General features: G+C 29.3%; 17 protein-coding genes. 11 read left to right on the top strand and 6 right to left on the bottom strand.

The genetic code is table 11. The features are described from left to right. Position 1 precedes the first annotated feature (1 nt). The 9 genes from MR76_RS01460 to MR76_RS01420 all read left to right on the top strand — a co-directional run bounded on the left by MR76_RS01460 (position 2) and on the right by MR76_RS01420 (position 11872). Complete coding sequence (locus MR76_RS01460; protein ID WP_024071932.1) at positions 2-781, top strand: CDP-alcohol phosphatidyltransferase family protein; 780 nt, start codon at positions 2-4, stop codon at positions 779-781. Positions 782-797: 16 nt separating this feature from the next. Further along, complete coding sequence (locus MR76_RS01455) at positions 798-2180, top strand: alanine/glycine:cation symporter family protein (RefSeq protein ID WP_024071931.1); 1383 nt, start codon at positions 798-800, stop codon at positions 2178-2180. A gap of 391 nt (positions 2181-2571) precedes the next feature. Further along, positions 2572-4311 (top strand): membrane protein insertase YidC, encoded by a 1740-nt coding sequence (gene yidC, locus MR76_RS01450; protein ID WP_024071930.1) that lies wholly within the window; start codon positions 2572-2574, stop codon positions 4309-4311. Between the two features lies 1 nt (position 4312). Beyond that, the gene (locus tag MR76_RS01445; RefSeq protein WP_024071929.1) at positions 4313-4759 is read left to right on the top strand and encodes a 6,7-dimethyl-8-ribityllumazine synthase; all 447 of its coding nucleotides are present in this window, start codon (positions 4313-4315) and stop codon (positions 4757-4759) included. 4 nt (positions 4760-4763) lie between these two features. Then, on the top strand, positions 4764-5288 hold the full coding sequence (locus tag MR76_RS01440) for a transcription antitermination protein NusB (RefSeq protein ID WP_024071928.1): 525 nt from the start codon (positions 4764-4766) through the stop codon (positions 5286-5288). A 300-nt stretch (positions 5289-5588) separates the two neighbouring features. After that, a complete protein-coding gene (gene uvrA, locus MR76_RS01435) occupies positions 5589-8468 on the top strand; it encodes an excinuclease ABC subunit UvrA (RefSeq protein WP_024071927.1) in 2880 nt (959 codons plus the stop codon). A 1531-nt stretch (positions 8469-9999) separates the two neighbouring features. Next, the gene (locus tag MR76_RS01430) at positions 10000-10371 is read left to right on the top strand and encodes an NADH-quinone oxidoreductase subunit A (protein WP_024071926.1); all 372 of its coding nucleotides are present in this window, start codon (positions 10000-10002) and stop codon (positions 10369-10371) included. A 7-nt stretch (positions 10372-10378) separates the two neighbouring features. Beyond that, on the top strand, positions 10379-10912 hold the full coding sequence (locus tag MR76_RS01425; protein WP_024071925.1) for a NuoB/complex I 20 kDa subunit family protein: 534 nt from the start codon (positions 10379-10381) through the stop codon (positions 10910-10912). Positions 10913-11293: 381 nt separating this feature from the next. Next, positions 11294-11872 carry an NADH-quinone oxidoreductase subunit C gene (locus MR76_RS01420; protein ID WP_024071924.1) on the top strand — a complete coding sequence of 193 codons (579 nt, stop codon included), beginning with the start codon at positions 11294-11296 and terminating at the stop codon, positions 11870-11872. Between the two features lie 199 nt (positions 11873-12071). On the opposite strand, the gene ccmE is transcribed toward MR76_RS01420, so the two are convergent. From ccmE to leuS, 6 genes are all read right to left on the bottom strand, one after another. After that, positions 12072-12470 (bottom strand): cytochrome c maturation protein CcmE, encoded by a 399-nt coding sequence (ccmE, locus tag MR76_RS01415; protein ID WP_024071923.1) that lies wholly within the window; start codon positions 12468-12470, stop codon positions 12072-12074. A 114-nt stretch (positions 12471-12584) separates the two neighbouring features. After that, on the bottom strand, positions 12585-13355 hold the full coding sequence (gene surE, locus MR76_RS01410; RefSeq protein ID WP_024071921.1) for a 5'/3'-nucleotidase SurE: 771 nt from the start codon (positions 13353-13355) through the stop codon (positions 12585-12587). Positions 13356-13706: 351 nt separating this feature from the next. Continuing rightward, on the bottom strand, positions 13707-14396 hold the full coding sequence (gene pyrF, locus MR76_RS01405; RefSeq protein ID WP_024071920.1) for an orotidine-5'-phosphate decarboxylase: 690 nt from the start codon (positions 14394-14396) through the stop codon (positions 13707-13709). 87 nt (positions 14397-14483) lie between these two features. After that, complete coding sequence (locus tag MR76_RS04800; protein WP_024071919.1) at positions 14484-14624, bottom strand: hypothetical protein; 141 nt, start codon at positions 14622-14624, stop codon at positions 14484-14486. Positions 14625-14897: 273 nt separating this feature from the next. Continuing rightward, positions 14898-15680: a TatD family hydrolase gene (locus MR76_RS01400; RefSeq protein WP_024071918.1), complete on the bottom strand. Its 783-nt coding sequence runs from the start codon at positions 15678-15680 to the stop codon at positions 14898-14900. Between the two features lie 274 nt (positions 15681-15954). Next, complete coding sequence (leuS, locus tag MR76_RS01395) at positions 15955-18444, bottom strand: leucine--tRNA ligase (protein WP_024071917.1); 2490 nt, start codon at positions 18442-18444, stop codon at positions 15955-15957. 504 nt (positions 18445-18948) lie between these two features. Between leuS and MR76_RS01390 the strand changes: the two genes are divergently transcribed. Together MR76_RS01390 and rpoZ are read left to right on the top strand one after the other, a co-directional pair. Then, positions 18949-19278, top strand: coding sequence for a helix-turn-helix domain-containing protein (locus MR76_RS01390; RefSeq protein ID WP_024071916.1), 330 nt, complete (start codon positions 18949-18951; stop codon positions 19276-19278). Positions 19279-19357: 79 nt separating this feature from the next. After that, on the top strand, positions 19358-19780 hold the full coding sequence (gene rpoZ, locus MR76_RS01385) for a DNA-directed RNA polymerase subunit omega (protein WP_024071915.1): 423 nt from the start codon (positions 19358-19360) through the stop codon (positions 19778-19780). The last annotated feature ends 75 nt before the right edge of the window (positions 19781-19855 follow it).

Raw genomic sequence — 19855 nt, 5'->3', positions numbered from 1 at the left:
TATGAAAGAGGAACAAAGTAGCAAGTTTTTTCCTATTGCTAGGTTATTTCCTAATATAGTTACCTTACTAGGTTTATGTGCTGGTTTGACCTCTATAAAATTTACTTTTATGGGTAAATGGGAGTCTGCTGTCATGTTTATTATCATAGCAGCACTCATAGACGGAATGGACGGTAGGATTGCCAGATTACTTAATTCCACTAGTGGCTTTGGTGCTCAGCTTGATTCCTTTGCAGACTTTTTAAACTTTGGCGCTGCTCCAGCATTTCTATTATATTTTTGGTCTCTCAAGCAAATTAAAGTAATAGGTTGGATGCTAGTAATGATGTTTGTAATGTGCATGTCAATCAGACTTGCAAGATTTAATATGTCGTTATACGAAGAAAAAAAATTAGATTGGCATAAGTTTTTTTTTGTAGGAGTACCTGCACCACTAGGAGCAGTATTATCATTAATTCCAGTAATGCTAACTTTTTACTATCATGATAATCATTGGTGGGTTCAAAACTTATCTGATCAAAATAATGTCGCAGTATATTTTGCTGTTATTGCATTCTTATCAGCAAGCAACATTCCTACATTTTCCGCAAAACATCTTTATATACCCAAAAACCTATCTTATATATTTATTCTACTGTTTGGTATATTTATTGTATTTGCAATAACAAAACCATGGATAACATTTCCAATTGTTGGAATGATGTATATATTATCAATCCCCATCAGTACTGCGATATACATATACATTATGTATAAAACTAAAGTCAAATCAGTAAAATAGTATCATATAGATCACCATGATAAATCTTGGGCCTACAGATTTCTTTCCATATGTCTCTAGAATATTAGAGCCTATCTTCTCTCTTACAGTATTCAAAATTCCATTAATTATTCTATGGATAATATTTCTAGGAACATTTTGCACTATAAAATTTAAATTCATTAATATCAGACTTTTTAAACACGCTATAAATGTTTTAATAAATTCACCTAAGAATAAAAACAATCATGCTATTTCTAATATTCAAGCATTTATCACAGCAATATCTGGTACTATAGGATTAGGAACAATTTCAGGAGTAGTTATAGCAATTTCCACAGGAGGTCCAGGAGCAGTATTATGGATGATAATAATAGGCATTTTAGGTATGTCAGTAAAATTTGCCGAAGTAACATTAGGATTTAAATACTATTTACTAGAAAAGCAAAATAATATAGGAGGTCCTTTTCAATACATCAGATGTGGATTCGCTGAACTAGGATTAGTGAAAACAGGAAAAATAATAGCATACATATACGCTATTATCATGATAATAGCTATGTCTTTTGGAGGAATATCATTTCAATCAAATCAAGCAACTATACTATTAAGCAACACTTTCCATCAAGTAAACTGTAGTATTATTGTTTTAATATTAACATTATTAAGTGGATTAGTGATAATGGGGGGAATAACACGCATTGCAAAAATCATGACAAAACTGTCCCCTATAATGGTGATACTATACATAACCATATGTACAGCTATTATTATTAGTCATTTAGATCAACTACTCTCTACACTAAGTATAATGTTACATGGAATGATAGAAGGAAATAGTGTCACTGGAGGAGTAATAGGATCGATTGTTGCAGGAGTTAGAAGATCAGTTTTTGCAAACGAAGCCGGAGTTGGAACTTCTCCCATAATACATGCTTCAACAAATGACACTGAACCTGCAAGAGTAGGATGCACTGCAATGCTTGAACCATTTATTGACACTGTAATTGTATCATTTATTACAGGAATAGTAGTCATACTAACTGGATCTTATGTCCACATAAATAGTAGCAGTAGTGCAATAATAATTAATAATATATTCTCCAATATTTGTCCAATTTGTGAATACGTTATATTTCCTTTTATTATATTTGCTTTTGCATTCTCATCAATTATTACATATTCCTATTACTGCGAAATATCATGGAAATATATACTTGGAAGCTCACGTCATATTATATTATGTAGAACAGTTATAATGTGCATAATTGTAATCAGTGGATTATCAAAAAATATAGTACTTATATCTCAATTAGGAGACATGCTATTTATATTCCTCACAATACCTAATGGATTAACAATCATTTTATTAAGTGATACTATCAATCAAGAACTTAAGACATATTTACGGAAAACTTAATTCTAGGGAATATTTACATAATAACTTCCAAGTAATAACTCAAATGACTTACTTTATCACTACACAGTGATATAAGTTTATAATGAATCATCTTGTTAACACTATTATATCATTTCTATATATTTTTCTAAATTCTATAAAGATACTATCCATAACTAACATACAACTTTAAAATCACAAATTAAGTTTAATTCTTAAGATAATGATTATATAATATTTTTCTTCAATTCAGCACTTAAAATCAATTCATTTTAGAAGTATTTTGATATATTAATCAATCTGATAAAATCAACACAATAACACAACTTACACACTTGATTTTATATTGCCTTATTGATTTAAAAAAAGCTATATGCTACACTCAACTTTATTAAGGTGCTCATTAAGCAATATGATAGAAGTTCGTAATTTAATATTAGCTGTCATTTTATCTGTATTGATCATGATGGGGTGGAGATTTGTATACGATAAGTTTTTTACCACACAATATGCTACAGAAGACAATACAGGTTCTGATTCTATGATCCCAGAATTTGATGATAGTTTTACATACAAAACGCGATCTGAAGTCATAGAAAGTAACACTAACCTACGGCTTCAGTTATCCAACCAAAAAATAAATGGATCAATATCATTAAAGGGAGCACAGTTTGATGATTTAACATTTAAAAACTATCATGTTACACCAGATAGTAGCTCTGAAGGAATAGTATTACTATCTCCAGAAGAGACAGAAGATGTATATTTTATTGAATTTGGATGGATAGATCCCAAACACAAAATCATTTTACCTAACCACACCTCAGTTTGGAGCTCAAATAAGTCAACTTTATCTCCAAATAACACTGTCACTTTAACATGGGATAACAAGCAAGGTATTATCTTTAAAATAAAAATCACCTTAGATAATGACTACATGTTTAAAGTAGAACAAATAATCACAAATAATACTGATGCAACAGTAAATTTAATTCCTTACGGAAGAATTAATAGATCTAAACATGCTACAGATAAATCTTACTGGATATCACATGAAGGGGCTGTAGGAAGTTTTGGAAACACACTCAAAGAATGGACATATAAAGCCATCACTAAAGAGAAGCATATAAAAATTCAGCAACAAGACATAAATGATAATCAGAATCAATGGATTGGAATTGGTGATAAGTACTGGTTCACAGCATTAATCCCAAATGTTCTACAAAAGAGTAAGCTAAATTTCCACGTCAAATACGCTAAGCATAATAATAAAGACCGTTTTCAAGTAGACTTTAGTCACGATGGTTATATCGCACATCCAAATAAAACGGCGACTAGTACTAGTTATCTATTTGCTGGAGCCAAAGAATTAAAGTTATTAGATAAATACAAAGATAATTTAAAGATTTCTTTATTTGATAAAGCAGTAGATTTTGGGATTTTATACTTCATTACTAAACCTGTTTTCCTTTTATTAGAATACTTCAATGATGTTATAGGAAATTTTGGATTAGCAATATTACTATTAACAGTAATAATAAAATTAGTAATGTTTCCATTATCACACAAATCATGTGTTTCGATGCTTAAACTCAGGCACTTACAGCCAGATATATTAAAAATAAAAGAGTTATACAAAAACGATAATGATAAAATGAGTAAAGAAATATCAGCTATCTTTAAGAAGAATAATGTCAACCCTATGTCTGGGTTTATTCCGGTATTAATACAAATACCAGTATTCTTTGCGTTGTATAAAGTGTTATTTGTTACAATTGAAATGAGACATGCTCCATTTTATTTATGGATAAAAGACTTATCAAGCTTTGATACTGCAAACATATTAACAATGTTTGGACTGTTAAAATTCAATCCAAGTATCTGTATTGGCGTTTTGCCAGTCATACTGGGTGTTACTATGATAATACAACAAAAGCTAAGCAATAATAACCCGCCAAATCAAGATAAAACTCAAGCAAATTTTATGAAATTTTTACCTTACATTTTCATATTCATTTTTTCATCATTTCCTGCAGGATTAATTATTTACTGGATATGCAGTAATTCAATTACGATAATGCAACAATTAATAATCAAGAATTACGTAATCAAAAAGTTTAATTTTCATAAAACTATACAACAGGGAGATTAATATGCCTGACCATATTAACATATTAATAGTAGTATCACAGTTCTACTCAGACATAACAAATCTTTTATTAGATGGAGCAATAGATCAATTAAAAAAATATTCAAAACCTGTAAAATATGATATAGTATATGTTCCAGGATCTTTTGAAATACCTGCAGCCATAGTATTTGCAATAATGAGTGACAGATATCAGTACGATGGGTATATTGCTCTAGGTTGTGTTATAAAAGGAGAAACAGATCATTATTACTATGTATGCAAGGGAGTAACAACATCTCTTAGTGAAATTGCAACTCATCATGCTGTTCCTATGGGTTTTGGAGTGATTACAGCTGGAAGTTTAGAATTGGCAATGGCAAGAGCAGACATGAATAAAAAGAATGTCGGCGGAAATGCTGCCAAGGCAGCCTTAGCTATGATTGAATTACATGATAAATTTTTAAGTTAGAATTATGACAGATAATATATGCCATAAACCTTTATGGCATTCAAAAAAAACAACAACAAGGTTCCTTGCTATACAAGGTACATATTCCATGGTATTTAATAACTACACTATAAATGACATTGATAATTTAATCGAGTACTTATATGAGATAAAGGAATTATTAGACTTAATGCAGGTTGATAATCAGCTATTACTCAAAATTATGAACACAATGCTGCTAACATTCAACACAATCAATTCAACCATTGCAACGTTTTTAAATGATACATGGTCGATAGACCGTATAAATCCAATTAGTATTTCCATTATTAAAACTGCAGTTTGTGAATTAATATGTTCTAATACAGACACAGTAATCATTATCAATGAATACGTCAATATAGCAAGCCACATATTAGAAAGAACAGAAGTCAACTTCATTAATGCAATATTAAATAAAATAAAGCTTACAGCACGTCCTGTTCTTAACAAAGATATAAATTTTCATATAGAACAAACAGAACCTTTCGCTGTTTTCAATAATACATAACATTTGAGAATAACAATAAAACACTAATATACATAGATATTTAGATAATATATAACTAAGCACGAAGCATCATAAATACGGAATATAAGATGTTTCTTAATAATGGTCAAAAAATACTTTTCCTATACATAACTAGATCACACCCACTTTAGCATTCAGTTAAACATAATAAAAATACGTGATCAAGCTATATACAATATATTATTACCTAATTACCAAAATTAATTGGAAAATTGTTAATCTTCATATATGATTAAGAATCCTATCTCTTTACTCACTAGTTAATGCGGTAAATTAAATATGACTGGTTTGATCAGTATACGTAATGCTAAAGAACATAACCTACAAAACATAAACATAGATCTTCCAAAGAACAAGTTAATTGTAATAACTGGAGTTAGTGGATCGGGAAAGTCCAGTCTTGCGTTTGATACAATATATGCAGAAGGACAACGTAAATATGTAGAAAGTTTATCATCTTACGCTCGGCAATTTTTAGATTTATGTACAAAACCAGATGTAGAATCAATCACAGGGCTTTCTCCAGCTATTGCAATAAGTCAAAAATTATCATCTAAAAACTCAAGATCAACTGTATCAACCATTACAGAAATTTACGACTACTTAAGAATTATGTATGCTAAAATAGGAATTCCATATTCTCCAATCACTGGATTACCTATAACAAAGCAATCACTTTCTCAAATAATAGAAACTATATTCAAACTACCTTCAGGTACAAAAATTTCAATTTTAGGTGCACTAATAAGGAACAAAAAAGGAGATCATAATAAAGAAATATATGAAATAAAAAAACAACACTATAAATTATTAAAAATTGATGACATTACTTATGATATTAACAATATTCCACAGTTAGATAGAAATAAAGCACATAACATTCACGTAATTGTAAATCAAATATCAGTACTAGAAGACTATGTTGATAATATAACTGACAATATAAAAACTGCACTAAAAATAGGTAATGGTATAATTCATATAGAAATACTTGATTTACCGCAAGAATACAATAAGGGAATATATCACAAGAACCAGGTATTATTTTTTTCAGAAAATTTTTCATGCCCTCAGGCAGACTTCAGCATAGAAGAAATAGAACCAAGATTATTTTCATTTAATACATCATATGGATCATGCAAAACTTGTAGTGGAATAGGAAAAAAATACAGCATTGACAGAAATCTAATTATAAAAAATGACAGCTTATCGATTTTAGAAGGAGCTATACATCCTATAGGTCCAATTGAACTAAAAACCACTCATCACAAAGTCAATTCGCAATTTAGTTATTATTACGCAAACATTATTTTATCATTAGCAAAATATTATAAATTTAATTTAACAACACCATGGCAAGAGTTGGATGATAATATAAAAGATATAATTCTATTTGGTAGCAGAGGAATAGAAATACCTATACACTACCAAAATGAAGGATATAAATATTCTAGAAACAAGCCATTTGAAGGCATTATAAATGTCTTAAATAACAAAGAAAATATAGTTATTGAAAAACTAGCTGAACAATATTCATCTATAAATGTATGTAGTGAATGTCAAGGATTTAGATTAAGACAGGAAGCGTTATCAGTAAAAATTGATAACAAACATATTGGAGAATTTACACAATTATCTGTCGTAGAGGCAATATCATGGTGTAAAGCACTACCACCTAAACTAAACGAACAGCAGAAACATATTTCATGTAAACTATTAGACGAAATAATCAAAAGATTAACATTTCTAAAGAATGTTGGATTAGGTTATCTAACACTCAATCGTGAATCAGGAACATTATCTGGAGGAGAAAGTCAAAGAATAAAATTAGCATCACAAATTGGATCTGGATTAACAGGAATAATTTACGTTCTAGACGAACCTTCAATAGGGTTACATCAACGCGATAACACATTGTTAATCAACACTCTAAAAACATTACGTGATATAGGAAATACAGTAATAGTAGTAGAACATGATGAAGAAACAATAATAAATGCAGATTATGTAGTAGATATAGGACCAGGGGCAGGACAAAACGGAGGACATGTAATTGCAATTGGAACTCCAAAAGAAATAATGGATAACCATAACAGTATAACTGGCCAATATCTTAGTAATAAGAAGACGATACCCACTTTCAAAAAGCATGGAACTTTTAATAAATGGATAGAAATTATTGGAGCTCGTAAAAACAATTTACAAAATATTGATGTCAAAATTCCTTTAAATGCTTTTACTTGTATTACTGGAGTATCTGGAAGCGGAAAATCTAGTTTGATAAACGATACTTTATATCAGCATGCAATCAATCAACTAAATAATATCAATTGTACACACGGCGAATGCATATCCATATCAGGGCTAGAACATATAGATAAAGTTATAAAAATAGACCAATCCCCTATCGGTAGAACTCCTTTATCAAATTCAGCAACCTATATAGGATTGTTTACTCACATAAGGTCATGGTTTGCTGGATTACCTTTATCAAGAGCAAGAGGATATACTATTAGCAGGTTTTCATTTAACTCCAAAGGAGGAAGATGTGAAGCATGCAAAGGAGATGGACAAGTCAAAATAGAAATGCATTTTTTATCTGATGTATATGTCAAGTGTGAGCAATGCAAAGGATTGCGTTATAATAAAGAAACTTTAGAAGTAACTCATCAAGGAAAATCTATAGCTGACGTATTAGATATGACAGTTGATCAAGCACACGAATTTTTTATCCATTTACCATTAATTAAAGAAAAGTTAGATGCTTTACGCAGCGTAGGAATGGGTTATATCAAAATAGGCCAAACATCCAATACATTATCAGGAGGTGAAGCACAAAGAATAAAACTATCAAAAGAATTATCAAAACGTTCAACTGGAAACACTTTATACATCTTAGATGAACCAACTACAGGATTACATTTTGCAGATATAGATAATTTATTACATGTTCTACACAAATTACGCGATTTAGGGAATACAATAGTAGTTATAGAACACAATTTACATGTCATTAAAACAGCTGAATACATAATAGATATAGGGCCTAATGGGGGAAATGCTGGAGGTAAAGTAGTAGCTACTGGCACTCCTGAAGAAATAATCAAAAACCCCAATAGTACAACTGGACAATATTTAAAGCCTTATTTCAATTTCTAATTATCAAATTAGATAAAATCTTCTAAAGACATACCAAATCAAGAACACAAGCATATAGTACTTCTAGCAAATTTTTAATACCAAACCTTTAAATACATAACAATAAACTATAAAACAGATGCAAACCAATCATCAATATAATAATTCAACATTAAAAAAGCTTCTAAAATATATAACCACAGACTATACATACACTAGCACATATACAAATGAGAGGATATAAGCTTCACCATAGATATATACACTGTTCATTTAAGAAAAACAGATGCAAACCAATCATCAATATAATAATTCAACATTAAAAAAGCTTCTAAAATATATAACCACAGACTATACATACACTAGCACATATACAAATGAAAGGATATAAGCTTCACCATAGATATATACACTGTTCATTTAAGAAAAACAGATGCAAACCAATCATCAATATAATAATTCAACATTAAAAAAGCTTCTAAAATATATAACCACAGACTATACATACACTAGTACATATACAAATGAGAGGATATAAGCTTTACCATAGATATATACACTGTTCATTTAAGAAAAACAGATGCAAACCAATCATCAATATAATAATTCAACATTAAAAAAGCTTCTAAAATATATAACCACAGACTATACATACACTAGCACATATACAAATGAGAGGATATAAGCTTTACCATAGATATATACACTGTTCATTTAAGAAAAACAGATGCAAACCAATCATCAATATAATAATTCAACATTAAAAAAGCTTCTAAAATATATAACCACAAACTACAGATACCTCTAACAAACTGTGAACATAGTATTTCAATCCTTGTATATGCACTTGCATAAAAAAATAGACATAGTCAATATTAGTAGTGGACATAGACAATTATAATATTCCTAAAGTTATAACAAATAGCACTTATACTTAGTAATCACACATGTTTGCAAACCCTAATATATGTAATATCTTTTGAAAATACGTCATCATTAATAAACATACTTACATTTTAACAAAATCTGCATATTCAAGAATATCACGCTAAAGTACCTTTATAATAAAATAAGAACATTTCTTTATGATCACAATATTTTCTCACCAATAGGACGTTCCTCAATAAAAGGTATTTGACCATGCACAAAAACACTAATACCCTACTTCAATAACTAATGTAAAATCATTAAATTTATATAAGTAAATTTTTTACCTATATTAAAATAAATATAAAGAATTTTTCCACAAACCCTTTTCTCAATCTTTCACTAGCCTAAAAATTAATAAAATCCTATTAAAATACTTATCATGATATTATAGATTTATCATATACACTATAATAAAAAAAATAACTAAATAACATAAATTATTCCAATATAGCATATAAAATTTATAATAAAATAGCTACTTTACCGTTCTTATACTAATTATATATTATACTTCATCTGCAATTAGTGCTATGATTAATAGCAAAGGGTGTGTAATACATGTTAATAAATTGACATAAAATTAAAACTCTGTAAGTATTTAATTATTCACTAAAGTATATATATGATACAAATGTTTAATATTGCTGAATATGTCCCTGTTTTAATTTTCTTAGCAATTTCAGGTTTCATCTCATTCCTCTTTTGTATTTTACCAATGCTTTTAGCTAATCGTAATCCAGATTTAGAGAAACTCTCTCCTTATGAATGTGGGTTCGCACCTCTTGGAAATTCAAGAAAAATTTTTGATATTCGATTTTACCTAGTAGCAATACTATTTATTATATTTGACCTCGAAATAGCATTCTTATTTCCATGGTCTATTTGTCTTTCAAATATAGGTATAAATGGTTTCTGGTCTATGATGATTTTCTTAACTATATTAACAGTAGGATTTATATATGAGTGGAGCAAAGGTGCACTAGAATGGGAGTAAACTAAGTATGACAAATGAGAATAATTCTGTGTTAAACAATCAATTTTGGCAAAGCTACAATCATCAGGGCTTTATGATAACCAAGTTTTCTGACTTAATCAATTACATATCAAATTGGGCAAGGTCAAACTCTTTATGGCCTATGACATTTGGATTAGCTTGCTGTGCTGTAGAAATGATGCACACTGCAGCAAGTAGATATGATCTAGATAGATATGGTGTCATGTTTCGCGCAAGTCCTAGGCAAGCAGATGTCATGATTATTGCCGGAACACTCACCAATAAGATGGCCCCTGCATTACGTAAAGTATATGACCAAATGACAGAACCACGTTATGTTATCTCAATGGGAAGTTGTGCTAACGGCGGTGGATATTATCATTATTCATATTCAGTAGTTAGAGGATGTGACCGCATAGTACCAGTAGATATCTACGTTCCAGGATGTCCTCCAACAGCAGAAGCTTTACTATATGGTATATTCTGCCTTCAACAAAAAATTAACAGAGGGAATACCCACATTATAAGAAAACCTACATAACAGACTACGCAAGTAAAATATTAAAAAATGTAAATCAATAGTATTTACTGTTTTTATGCAATGTAGTAGATGCTATCACTCTATATAACAACTAATATTGCAAGAGAAACTCATAACCCTATAATTACTATACTAAAATAATAAAACCTATCCTTATTAATATGAAATCATACTATTATTTTTAGCATACATCATATAACATTTCACACTTTAAATTCAATACATAACTGTATACCTTCATAAAAAAATTATTAAAAAGTAAAAAATCCTAAGTTACGGTAGACAAAATATACCTAGTATTCAATATATATAATATCAATGTAGTACCTTAATTTAGGAAAATAATGTATAGTAAAAAGAATACAATTAAAGAGGTACATGATGTCAGATATCAATAATGTGATAGATAATATTACTACACATATCAACACATCTATAAATGTAAAGTGCATTGTAAAAGACAATATAATGCTGGAGTTATACTCAAATGCACAGGACATCTACAATCACATTTTATTTTTACGCAATGACACAAAATGTAAATTTCACATCTTAATTGATATTTTTGCAATAGATTATCCAAGTAGGTCAGCTAGATTTGAAGTAGTCTATTCATTACTGAGTATAATAAACAACATAAGAATATCTTGTAAAGTACCATTACAAGAAAATGAGAATATTCCATCTATTACCAACATTTTTAGTGCTGCAGGATGGTTTGAACGAGAAGTATTTGATATGTATGGCATAATATTTGCTAATAACCCAGATTTACGCAGGATTTTAACAGATTATGGTTTTTCTGGACATCCAATGCTAAAAGATTTTCCTCTAACTGGCTATAAAGAAGTACGGTATGACATATCAAAAAAAGAAGTAACTTATGAAGCTGTAAATCTACAGCAAGATTTTAGATCATTTGATTTTCTTTCTCCATGGAAGGAAACAAAGAATGAATAGAATTACAATATCACTAAATATTGCGAATATGACAATAACTAAACAAATAGTTTAAATATTTGTAAATAAGCTTCTGTAAGATTCTTATAAATGGCTTACTTACTTTCACATCAAACAATCAAAAACTATGTAATAATGTTTATACATCACCAGATTCATTAATACTGTTATATATTTGACTTCAGAACACTTTCACAATTTATTTTGTTTTATACTTACCAGGTTTATAATTTTCATCGTGTTTAGCTAAAATTTCATCCGCAACAAATTCATCGTTTACTATTTTTCCTTTTGCTACTATCCAACTACCTTCTGAAAACAAAGGAGGTAATATTCCTTGATATAGTACTTTAATCTGATTTTCTAAGTCTGTTATACAAAAAGAAATAAAACTATCGTATTTCTCTACACTACCCTTTATTACCATACCTCCTATTCTAATAGTACAATTAGTACATACAGTCCTTGATAAAACTTCAGTGGGAGTAAAAAAAAATGATATATTATTTCTCAGATTATTCAATACAATAACAACCGACATACCAAACATAATAAATGTTATGGCAGTAAAAAGTAATCTTTTATGTTTTCTCTTCATTTTTCCGATCAATATTTTCTAGAATTTTCTTACTTTTACTATAACTAAAAATAATAAAATAGCTCAACCCAAGCAACAAACCAAAACTTATAGTATAGGCAAAAATCAAAAAAATCATATTTTACAGCCTTTGTTAAGTGAAATTAAAGATTCTAGGATATCAAAATCTGTCATATCAAATTTTAATGGTGTAATTGTAATATATCCATCATCTATAGCTTTAATACTGTCATCAAAGTCACCTCTGTTCTTTTTATCAGGAGTAGCTCTATTTATTGTATAAGATGTACTACCAGAAATATTTTTTTTCTCTTCTATTTCATGACATGGCATATATTTCCCCTGACTTGTAAATTTAATGCCCTTTGCTGATATCAAAGGAAAGTTAATATTCATGACAGTAGACTTATCCCAAAATGAGACACCTAACAGCATATCTATAATATCTTTTAAGAATTTCCGTGGATTCTCCCAATTTATTTCACCAGTTTTACCATTATATTCCTGACTGACTGCAATTGATGGAATATTCATCATAGCTCCTTCTGCTGCTGCTGCTATAGTACCAGAATATGCTATATCATTACCTATATTAATCCCACTATTTATCCCAGACAAAATTAAATCCGGTTTTGTACCAACAATCTCTTTTAATCCAAGAAAAACACTAGTAGATGGAGTACTGTTAACAATAAATTCAGTATCACTTACTTGATACACCTCAGTTGCAGTCCTTAAGCCTATTGACCTACCACAGCCACTACAATTACTCAATGGTGCAACTACCCATATTTCTGAAGCAATACCCGTTGTTATTACTATTTCTTTCAGAACTTTAATACCATTTGCATGAAACCCATCATCATTACTCAATAACACTTTCATACTACTTTTCTTCCACAATAATCAAAATAAACTATAACATAATATAGTTTATCAGCCTATAATAACAACTGTTATTATACTCCCAACAATACAATAGTATACCTCTCCATTTTATTAACAAAAAGCACTAATAATATAACTAAAATACATACCTTATATGCATTACCTAGAAATCAATATCACCTGCACTAACTTATTACCTAAAAGATAATCTTTCCATATACTAAACTTATAGATACATAATATCCTACATTTTATCCTAAAAAGTTATTATATCTAATTTCCAATGACTTATACAAAAAACACACAATAAGTTAGAAATATTATCAGCCCCTAATTCTATACATATTTTTATATATCAATTGATGCTAAAATTGTATCAACTGTCTGTACAGGATCTCTACTCATAGTAATTGGACGTCCAATTACCAAATAATCTGCACCAGCTAACATTGCATCCCTAGGCTTCTTTACTCTTTTTTGGTCATTACAATCAACACCAAATCTTATACCTGGAACTATAAGTTTTAAATCTTCCTTGGTATACTGATTACGCACTTCTTCCACCTCAAATGCAGAACATACTATACCATATAATCCAGCTTCTCGAGCTAATTTAGATAAAAGCATTACCTGTTGAATAGATGATATATTAACACCAATGTCACTTAAATCAGAATTATCAATACTTGTTAATACAGTTACACCCACCAACTTTATTTTACTACCAGATATGCTATCCATAGCTCTCATTATCATTTCTCTACCACCACTAATATGAATAGTAAGCATAGCAATATTTAAAGATTTAATTACTGATATAGCCTTACTGACTGTATTAGGGATATCATGTAATTTTAAATCAAGAAACACTGGCACACCACAATCAGCTATTGTTTGCACACCAGATAACCCATACGCTGTAAAAAATTCTAATCCTAATTTTACCATTGATATTTTTCCATAAAGCATTTTTGTTAACTGTAATGCATGGTTAATATCACGAGTATCTAATGCACAAATAACTGGGTTATAATACATAAACATCCTTACAAAACATCTAAACTATTCAATATTAATATTTATACAATCTTACTAATTTGAACAAATATTACATCTATTTTACCGTTACCTTATTCCAGCTGTAGAAAATTCTAATCCTAATTTTACCATTGATATTTTTCCACAAAGCATTTTTGTTAACTGTAATGCATGGTTAATATCATGAGCATCTAATGCACAAATAACTGGGTTATAATAAATAAGCACACTTATAAAACATCCAAATTATATCAACATTAACTATTTAATACAATCTCATTAACGTGAATAAACACTACATCTACTTTACTAGTATCTCATTCCATACGTAAATATAAAGAAATAAAAACCTAAATCATTTTTATATTTTTCACATTTACTATAGTTTACATACCTTGAAAAAAATGCAAATTTTACAATTAGACAAATACTTAAATTGCTAAAAATATAATAACTATACTATTGATAATAGTTCGATTATCTGAATACATAAACAATTTATTATGAATGAAAATGCTCAGAACATTTTTTAAATAGCTTAAAAAAATTATTTGTAGTTAAATTACTAATTTCTTCAACATTTTCATCCCATAACCTAGCTAAATACTCTACAACAAATTTTGTTTTAGATGGTTCATTCCTTTGTCCACGATAAGGTTCAGGAGATAAAAATGGAGAATCTGTTTCTACTAAAACACGATCCTTAGGAACAAATTTTGCTACTTCTTGAACAACTTTTGCATTTTTAAAAGTCACTATTCCTGAAAAAGATATATATAACCCTAACTCTATTGCCTTGACTGCTAATTCCCTTGAAGATGCAAAACAATGCATAAGCCCTAAAAACGGACTTTCTCTCATTTCTGATTCTAAAATTTCCATCATTCGTTCATCTGCACTTCTTGAATGGATTATAACAGGTAACCCTGTTTCCCTAGATGCATTAATATGAGCCAAGAAATTCTGCTCTTGCTTCTCTACTTTACCACATTTATAAAAATCCAAACCAGTTTCACCTAACCCAATAACCTTATTATGTTGAGCTAAATTTACTAATTCACTTACTGAAATAGATTCTCCATCTGCACTATTAGTAGGATGTACACCAACTGAAAGATAAATTTGCTTATAACCTTCTGCAATTTTTACTAAATCAGAAAATTCAGATATAGTAGTACATACAGTCTGTATCAATTTTACATTATTTTCCTCTGCACGCAGTACTATATCTTCTATCTCATCTGGATTAAAATAATTCAAATGACAATGTGAATCTACAATCATATACTCTTCAAATCTACAATAAAACATAATCTAACAAGCATGTTTGTAGTCATCAACACAAATTTAACCACAAATACATAAAAATTCATATCTCAGGAAAAATATAACGCTTTTACATAAATACCTTAACAAAGCTTAAGTAGATGCAAGCATTACCTGTACTTACCAATAAAACATCACATTGAAAAAATTAACATAAAAAGATTCATCAATATCAAAACGAAAGCTACATAATATAAACATAGACCTAACTATAGGTAGATTACAACATTTTTTACTCTGGCTTTACAGTAATAATATTTATTACCCGTTTTGGAATAACATATATGTTTTCTACGACATTTTTACCTATTCTATTTCTAGCTATTTCCAAAGCCATAGCTTTAAGTTGACTATCATCAATGTTATTAGCAACTGTTAACGCTTTAACAAATTTACCATTGACTTGCACAGCAATAGTAATATTTTTTTCAATCAGTAATTCTGAATCTACTTTAGGCCACATCTGATTCCACAACATACCTTTACCTCCTATATTTTCCCATAATTTTTCAGCTATATGTGGAATAAACGGTTCTATTACTCTAATTAAAATACATATTGCCTCACTAACTACATAACAATTCACTGAAGTTTTTATCATTTCACCGATAACATTACTCAATTCTCTAAACTTAGCCACAGCACAATTTAAACGATAAAAATTCAAATCACTTGTAATATCATTTAAAATTTTATGTATACATCTTCTATATTCAAAAGCATCTTCTGGTATACTTTTCTCACTAAAATCCAAGTTAAGTTGATCATAAGAAATTATCATCTTCCATAACTTACTAAGATATCTACTTGCTCCTTCTATACCATCATCCAACCATTCTATATCACGCTCAGGAGGAGTATCAGATAATATAAACAGTCTTGCTGTATCTGCTCCATATTTATCAATAATATATTCAAGATTTACCACATTCTTTTTTGATTTACTCATTTTCTCAGCTCTGCCAACAGTAACATGTTGACCTTTTTTCATCATCTTTTTTGCTTCTTCAGGAAATAAGTAGTTACCTTGCTCATCTGAATAAGTAGAATAACAAACCATACCTTGCGTTATTAGATGAGAAAACGGTTCTTTGATATTAAAATATCCACACTTAGTTAACGCCCTACAGAAAAACCTAGAATACAATAAATGTAATACTGCGTGTTCTATACCACCCACATAATAATTGACTGGTAATAACATGTTACACGTATCTCTATCTATTCCATTATCAATCCCACAAAATGCTGCAAAATACCACGAAGATTCAAAAAAAGTATCAAAAGTATCAGTTTCACGTTCAGCATCCATACCACAAGATGGACATTTTACATATTTCCAAGTAGGATGATTATCTAAAGGATTTCCAGATTTTGTAAAATCAACATCCTTAGGCAAAGTCACTGGAAGGTCTTTTTTATTTACAGGAACTGTACCACATCTCTCACAATATATTATAGGTATAGGACATCCCCAATAACGTTGCCTAGATACTCCCCAGTCATGCATCCTATAATAGGTCACCTTTCTACCTATTCCTAATAATATAAGCTGATCAACTATAGCTTCTTTTGCTTTATCCACAGTCATGTTATCTAAGAACTCAGAATTCTTCATAATACCTGAGCCAACATAAGCCTCTTTTTCTAAGTTCACATCAACTTCAGGAAAAATTACCTGTTTTATTGGCAAAGAATATTTCTTTGCAAACTCAAAATCACGCTGATCATGAGCTGGACAACCAAAAATTGCACCTGTTGCATAATCCATGAGGACAAAATTCACAGCATAAACTGGCAAATTTATATTCAATAAAGGATGTTTTACAACTAATCCAGAATTTATTCCAAATTTTTCTATTGGGCTAGATACATCACTCACTACATTTTTTCTATCAAAATCATTTATTAGTTGAACAATTTTTGAATCATTAACATATTGTAAAATAGGATGATCAAAAGATACTGCAATGAATGATGCTCCAAATAGTGTATGAGGACATGTAGTAAAAATCTGTAACATCTTGTTAATATTTAAAACTTCAAAATCTATTACTACACCTTGAGATTTTCCAATCCACCGTTCTTGCATTAACTTTACTTTTTCCGGCCACTGATCTAAAGTTTTTAAATCATCTAATAATTCTTCCGCAAAATCAGTAATCCGTAGGAACCACTGGAATAACTTTCTTTTTTCCACTATAGCTCCAGACCGCCATCCCCTCCCATCTATAACTTGTTCATTAGCAAGTACAGTTTGATCTACAGGATCCCAATTAACCAACGATTCTTTACGATAAACTAAACCACATTTTAAAAAATCAAGAAAAAATGCTTGTTCATGCTTATAATAATTCGCATCACAAGTAGCCAATTCTTTATCCCAATCATATGATAATCCTATAGATTTTAACTGACGTCTCATATTATCAATATTGTTCTCAGTCCAAGTATGTGGATCTATATTATAAGATAATGCAGCATTTTCTGCTGGCAATCCAAAAGCATCCCATCCTATTGGATGAAAGACATTAACACCACAAGCACGTTTGTATCTTGCAATTACATCACCTATTGTGTAATTTCTCAAATGACCCATATGTATGCTGCCAGAAGGGTAAGGAAACATTTCTAAAACATAGCACTGAGCTTCTCTAACATTAGTACAAAAATTCCATTTTCTTTGTACATCTTGTTCTACTTTTTTGAAATCATAATGCATGGCATACCGTTAACAAAACTTCATTAAAATCATTTTAGCTTCGTTGTTGTATAGTACCTTACTAGACAATTCAAGCAATACAAATATGTGTACATTAACGAAAAGATTTATAATAACCACTTTACTTCAGCATTAAAGTTATTAAAATATAAATCTTACATCTATATAAATTAATCAATAAATCAAAATTTACAAATTATATACTTCATTATCAATAAATTATAAAGTGATTTAATATAATATCTCTAATATATGAATTGATTTATAAAGCTCAATATTGAAGTACGAGATTAAAATGAAGATATGTAATAGAAAACTACTTCGCTTTTATTACAAGAATCATAAAAATATTAATTATATATGTATATAATTGAGTAATATAAATGAAAAATTATAAATAAATATTTTATATTAATAAATTATAAAATGATTTAATATATTTTTTTAATATATGAATTAATTTATAAATATTATTTTTACCTTTCTAGATTACGGTATAAAATTATGACAACAATAAGTAACCAAAACGATTACAGCATTAAGTATAAGATATTGAAATTAATAAAAGATATAACACACAAGAATTACTGGAACCAAGTAACTACTGCAAAAATACTTGGAGTAGATCAGCCAAAAATATCTCAGATTAGCAATGGTAAGACAGCAGGGTTTTCATTAGAGCGTTTACTTATATTTCTACTACGCTTAAAATGCGAAGTGAATATAACAATTACTGTCAACAACTCAGAAACCATATCAAGCAACAAAGACAATACGAAGGAGTATTCTTTAGAATCTATTAATCTAGTAATCATACAAAAAGGAAATGAATAAAACATATATTTAAGGGTTCCTCTATTGCATAATTTTCTATATATGCTAAAATAAAGTTTTCACTCATATTGGTTTGTTAATGGCACGTCTTACAGTTGAAGAATGTATGGGTCGCACTAATAATAAGTTTAAATTAGTAATACTAGCAAGTCAGAGGGCTCATGATCTAAATTCAGGAGCATGTCCAGTAATAAAGCATAAGAATGGTAAAAATACTGTTATTGCATTAAAAGAAATAGCAGCAAAACAACTAGATGTGTCATCTTTGTTTAATTTATCGGTACAAAGATGTCGGAAATATATGGAGAAATTTATCAATTCATACGAACCACATGTTGCTAGCAAAGCGAAAAACAATGTTGATATATTTCAGCAAAGTGCAATAACTAGTAATTTTAACGAGCTAGGAAATAATTCAAATAATCAAGATATCAACCTCCTAGATAGAGATAACTTTTTTTCTACTCCAGAAAATAGAAACACTAACAATACAAATACTTAAAAGCTATTGATTTGTCTTCTTACATCCATGTCTATTACGTTTGATTTTATGAACTCCTAGTTTTGTATAAGAGCA

It is taken from the genome of Ehrlichia muris AS145, assembly GCF_000508225.1.
GTDB classification, from domain to species: Bacteria; Pseudomonadota; Alphaproteobacteria; order Rickettsiales; family Anaplasmataceae; genus Ehrlichia; species Ehrlichia muris.
This window is presented reverse-complemented; position numbering and strand designations above follow the sequence as displayed.

What these genes read in the sequence shown, in the direction of transcription:
- MR76_RS01460 (WP_024071932.1), top strand. Translation starts at nt 2, where the DNA reads ATGAAAGAGGAACAAAGTAGCAAGTTTTTTCCTATTGCTAGGTTATTT.
- MR76_RS01455 (WP_024071931.1), top strand. Translation starts at nt 798, where the DNA reads ATGATAAATCTTGGGCCTACAGATTTCTTTCCATATGTCTCTAGAATA.
- yidC (WP_024071930.1), top strand. Translation starts at nt 2,572, where the DNA reads ATGATAGAAGTTCGTAATTTAATATTAGCTGTCATTTTATCTGTATTG.
- MR76_RS01445 (WP_024071929.1), top strand. Translation starts at nt 4,313, where the DNA reads ATGCCTGACCATATTAACATATTAATAGTAGTATCACAGTTCTACTCA.
- MR76_RS01440 (WP_024071928.1), top strand. Translation starts at nt 4,764, where the DNA reads ATGACAGATAATATATGCCATAAACCTTTATGGCATTCAAAAAAAACA.
- uvrA (WP_024071927.1), top strand. Translation starts at nt 5,589, where the DNA reads ATGACTGGTTTGATCAGTATACGTAATGCTAAAGAACATAACCTACAA.
- MR76_RS01430 (WP_024071926.1), top strand. Translation starts at nt 10,000, where the DNA reads ATGATACAAATGTTTAATATTGCTGAATATGTCCCTGTTTTAATTTTC.
- MR76_RS01425 (WP_024071925.1), top strand. Translation starts at nt 10,379, where the DNA reads ATGACAAATGAGAATAATTCTGTGTTAAACAATCAATTTTGGCAAAGC.
- MR76_RS01420 (WP_024071924.1), top strand. Translation starts at nt 11,294, where the DNA reads ATGTCAGATATCAATAATGTGATAGATAATATTACTACACATATCAAC.
- ccmE (WP_024071923.1), bottom strand. Translation starts at nt 12,470, where the DNA reads ATGAAGAGAAAACATAAAAGATTACTTTTTACTGCCATAACATTTATT.
- surE (WP_024071921.1), bottom strand. Translation starts at nt 13,355, where the DNA reads ATGAAAGTGTTATTGAGTAATGATGATGGGTTTCATGCAAATGGTATT.
- pyrF (WP_024071920.1), bottom strand. Translation starts at nt 14,396, where the DNA reads ATGTATTATAACCCAGTTATTTGTGCATTAGATACTCGTGATATTAAC.
- MR76_RS01400 (WP_024071918.1), bottom strand. Translation starts at nt 15,680, where the DNA reads ATGATTGTAGATTCACATTGTCATTTGAATTATTTTAATCCAGATGAG.
- leuS (WP_024071917.1), bottom strand. Translation starts at nt 18,444, where the DNA reads ATGCATTATGATTTCAAAAAAGTAGAACAAGATGTACAAAGAAAATGG.
- MR76_RS01390 (WP_024071916.1), top strand. Translation starts at nt 18,949, where the DNA reads ATGACAACAATAAGTAACCAAAACGATTACAGCATTAAGTATAAGATA.
- rpoZ (WP_024071915.1), top strand. Translation starts at nt 19,358, where the DNA reads ATGGCACGTCTTACAGTTGAAGAATGTATGGGTCGCACTAATAATAAG.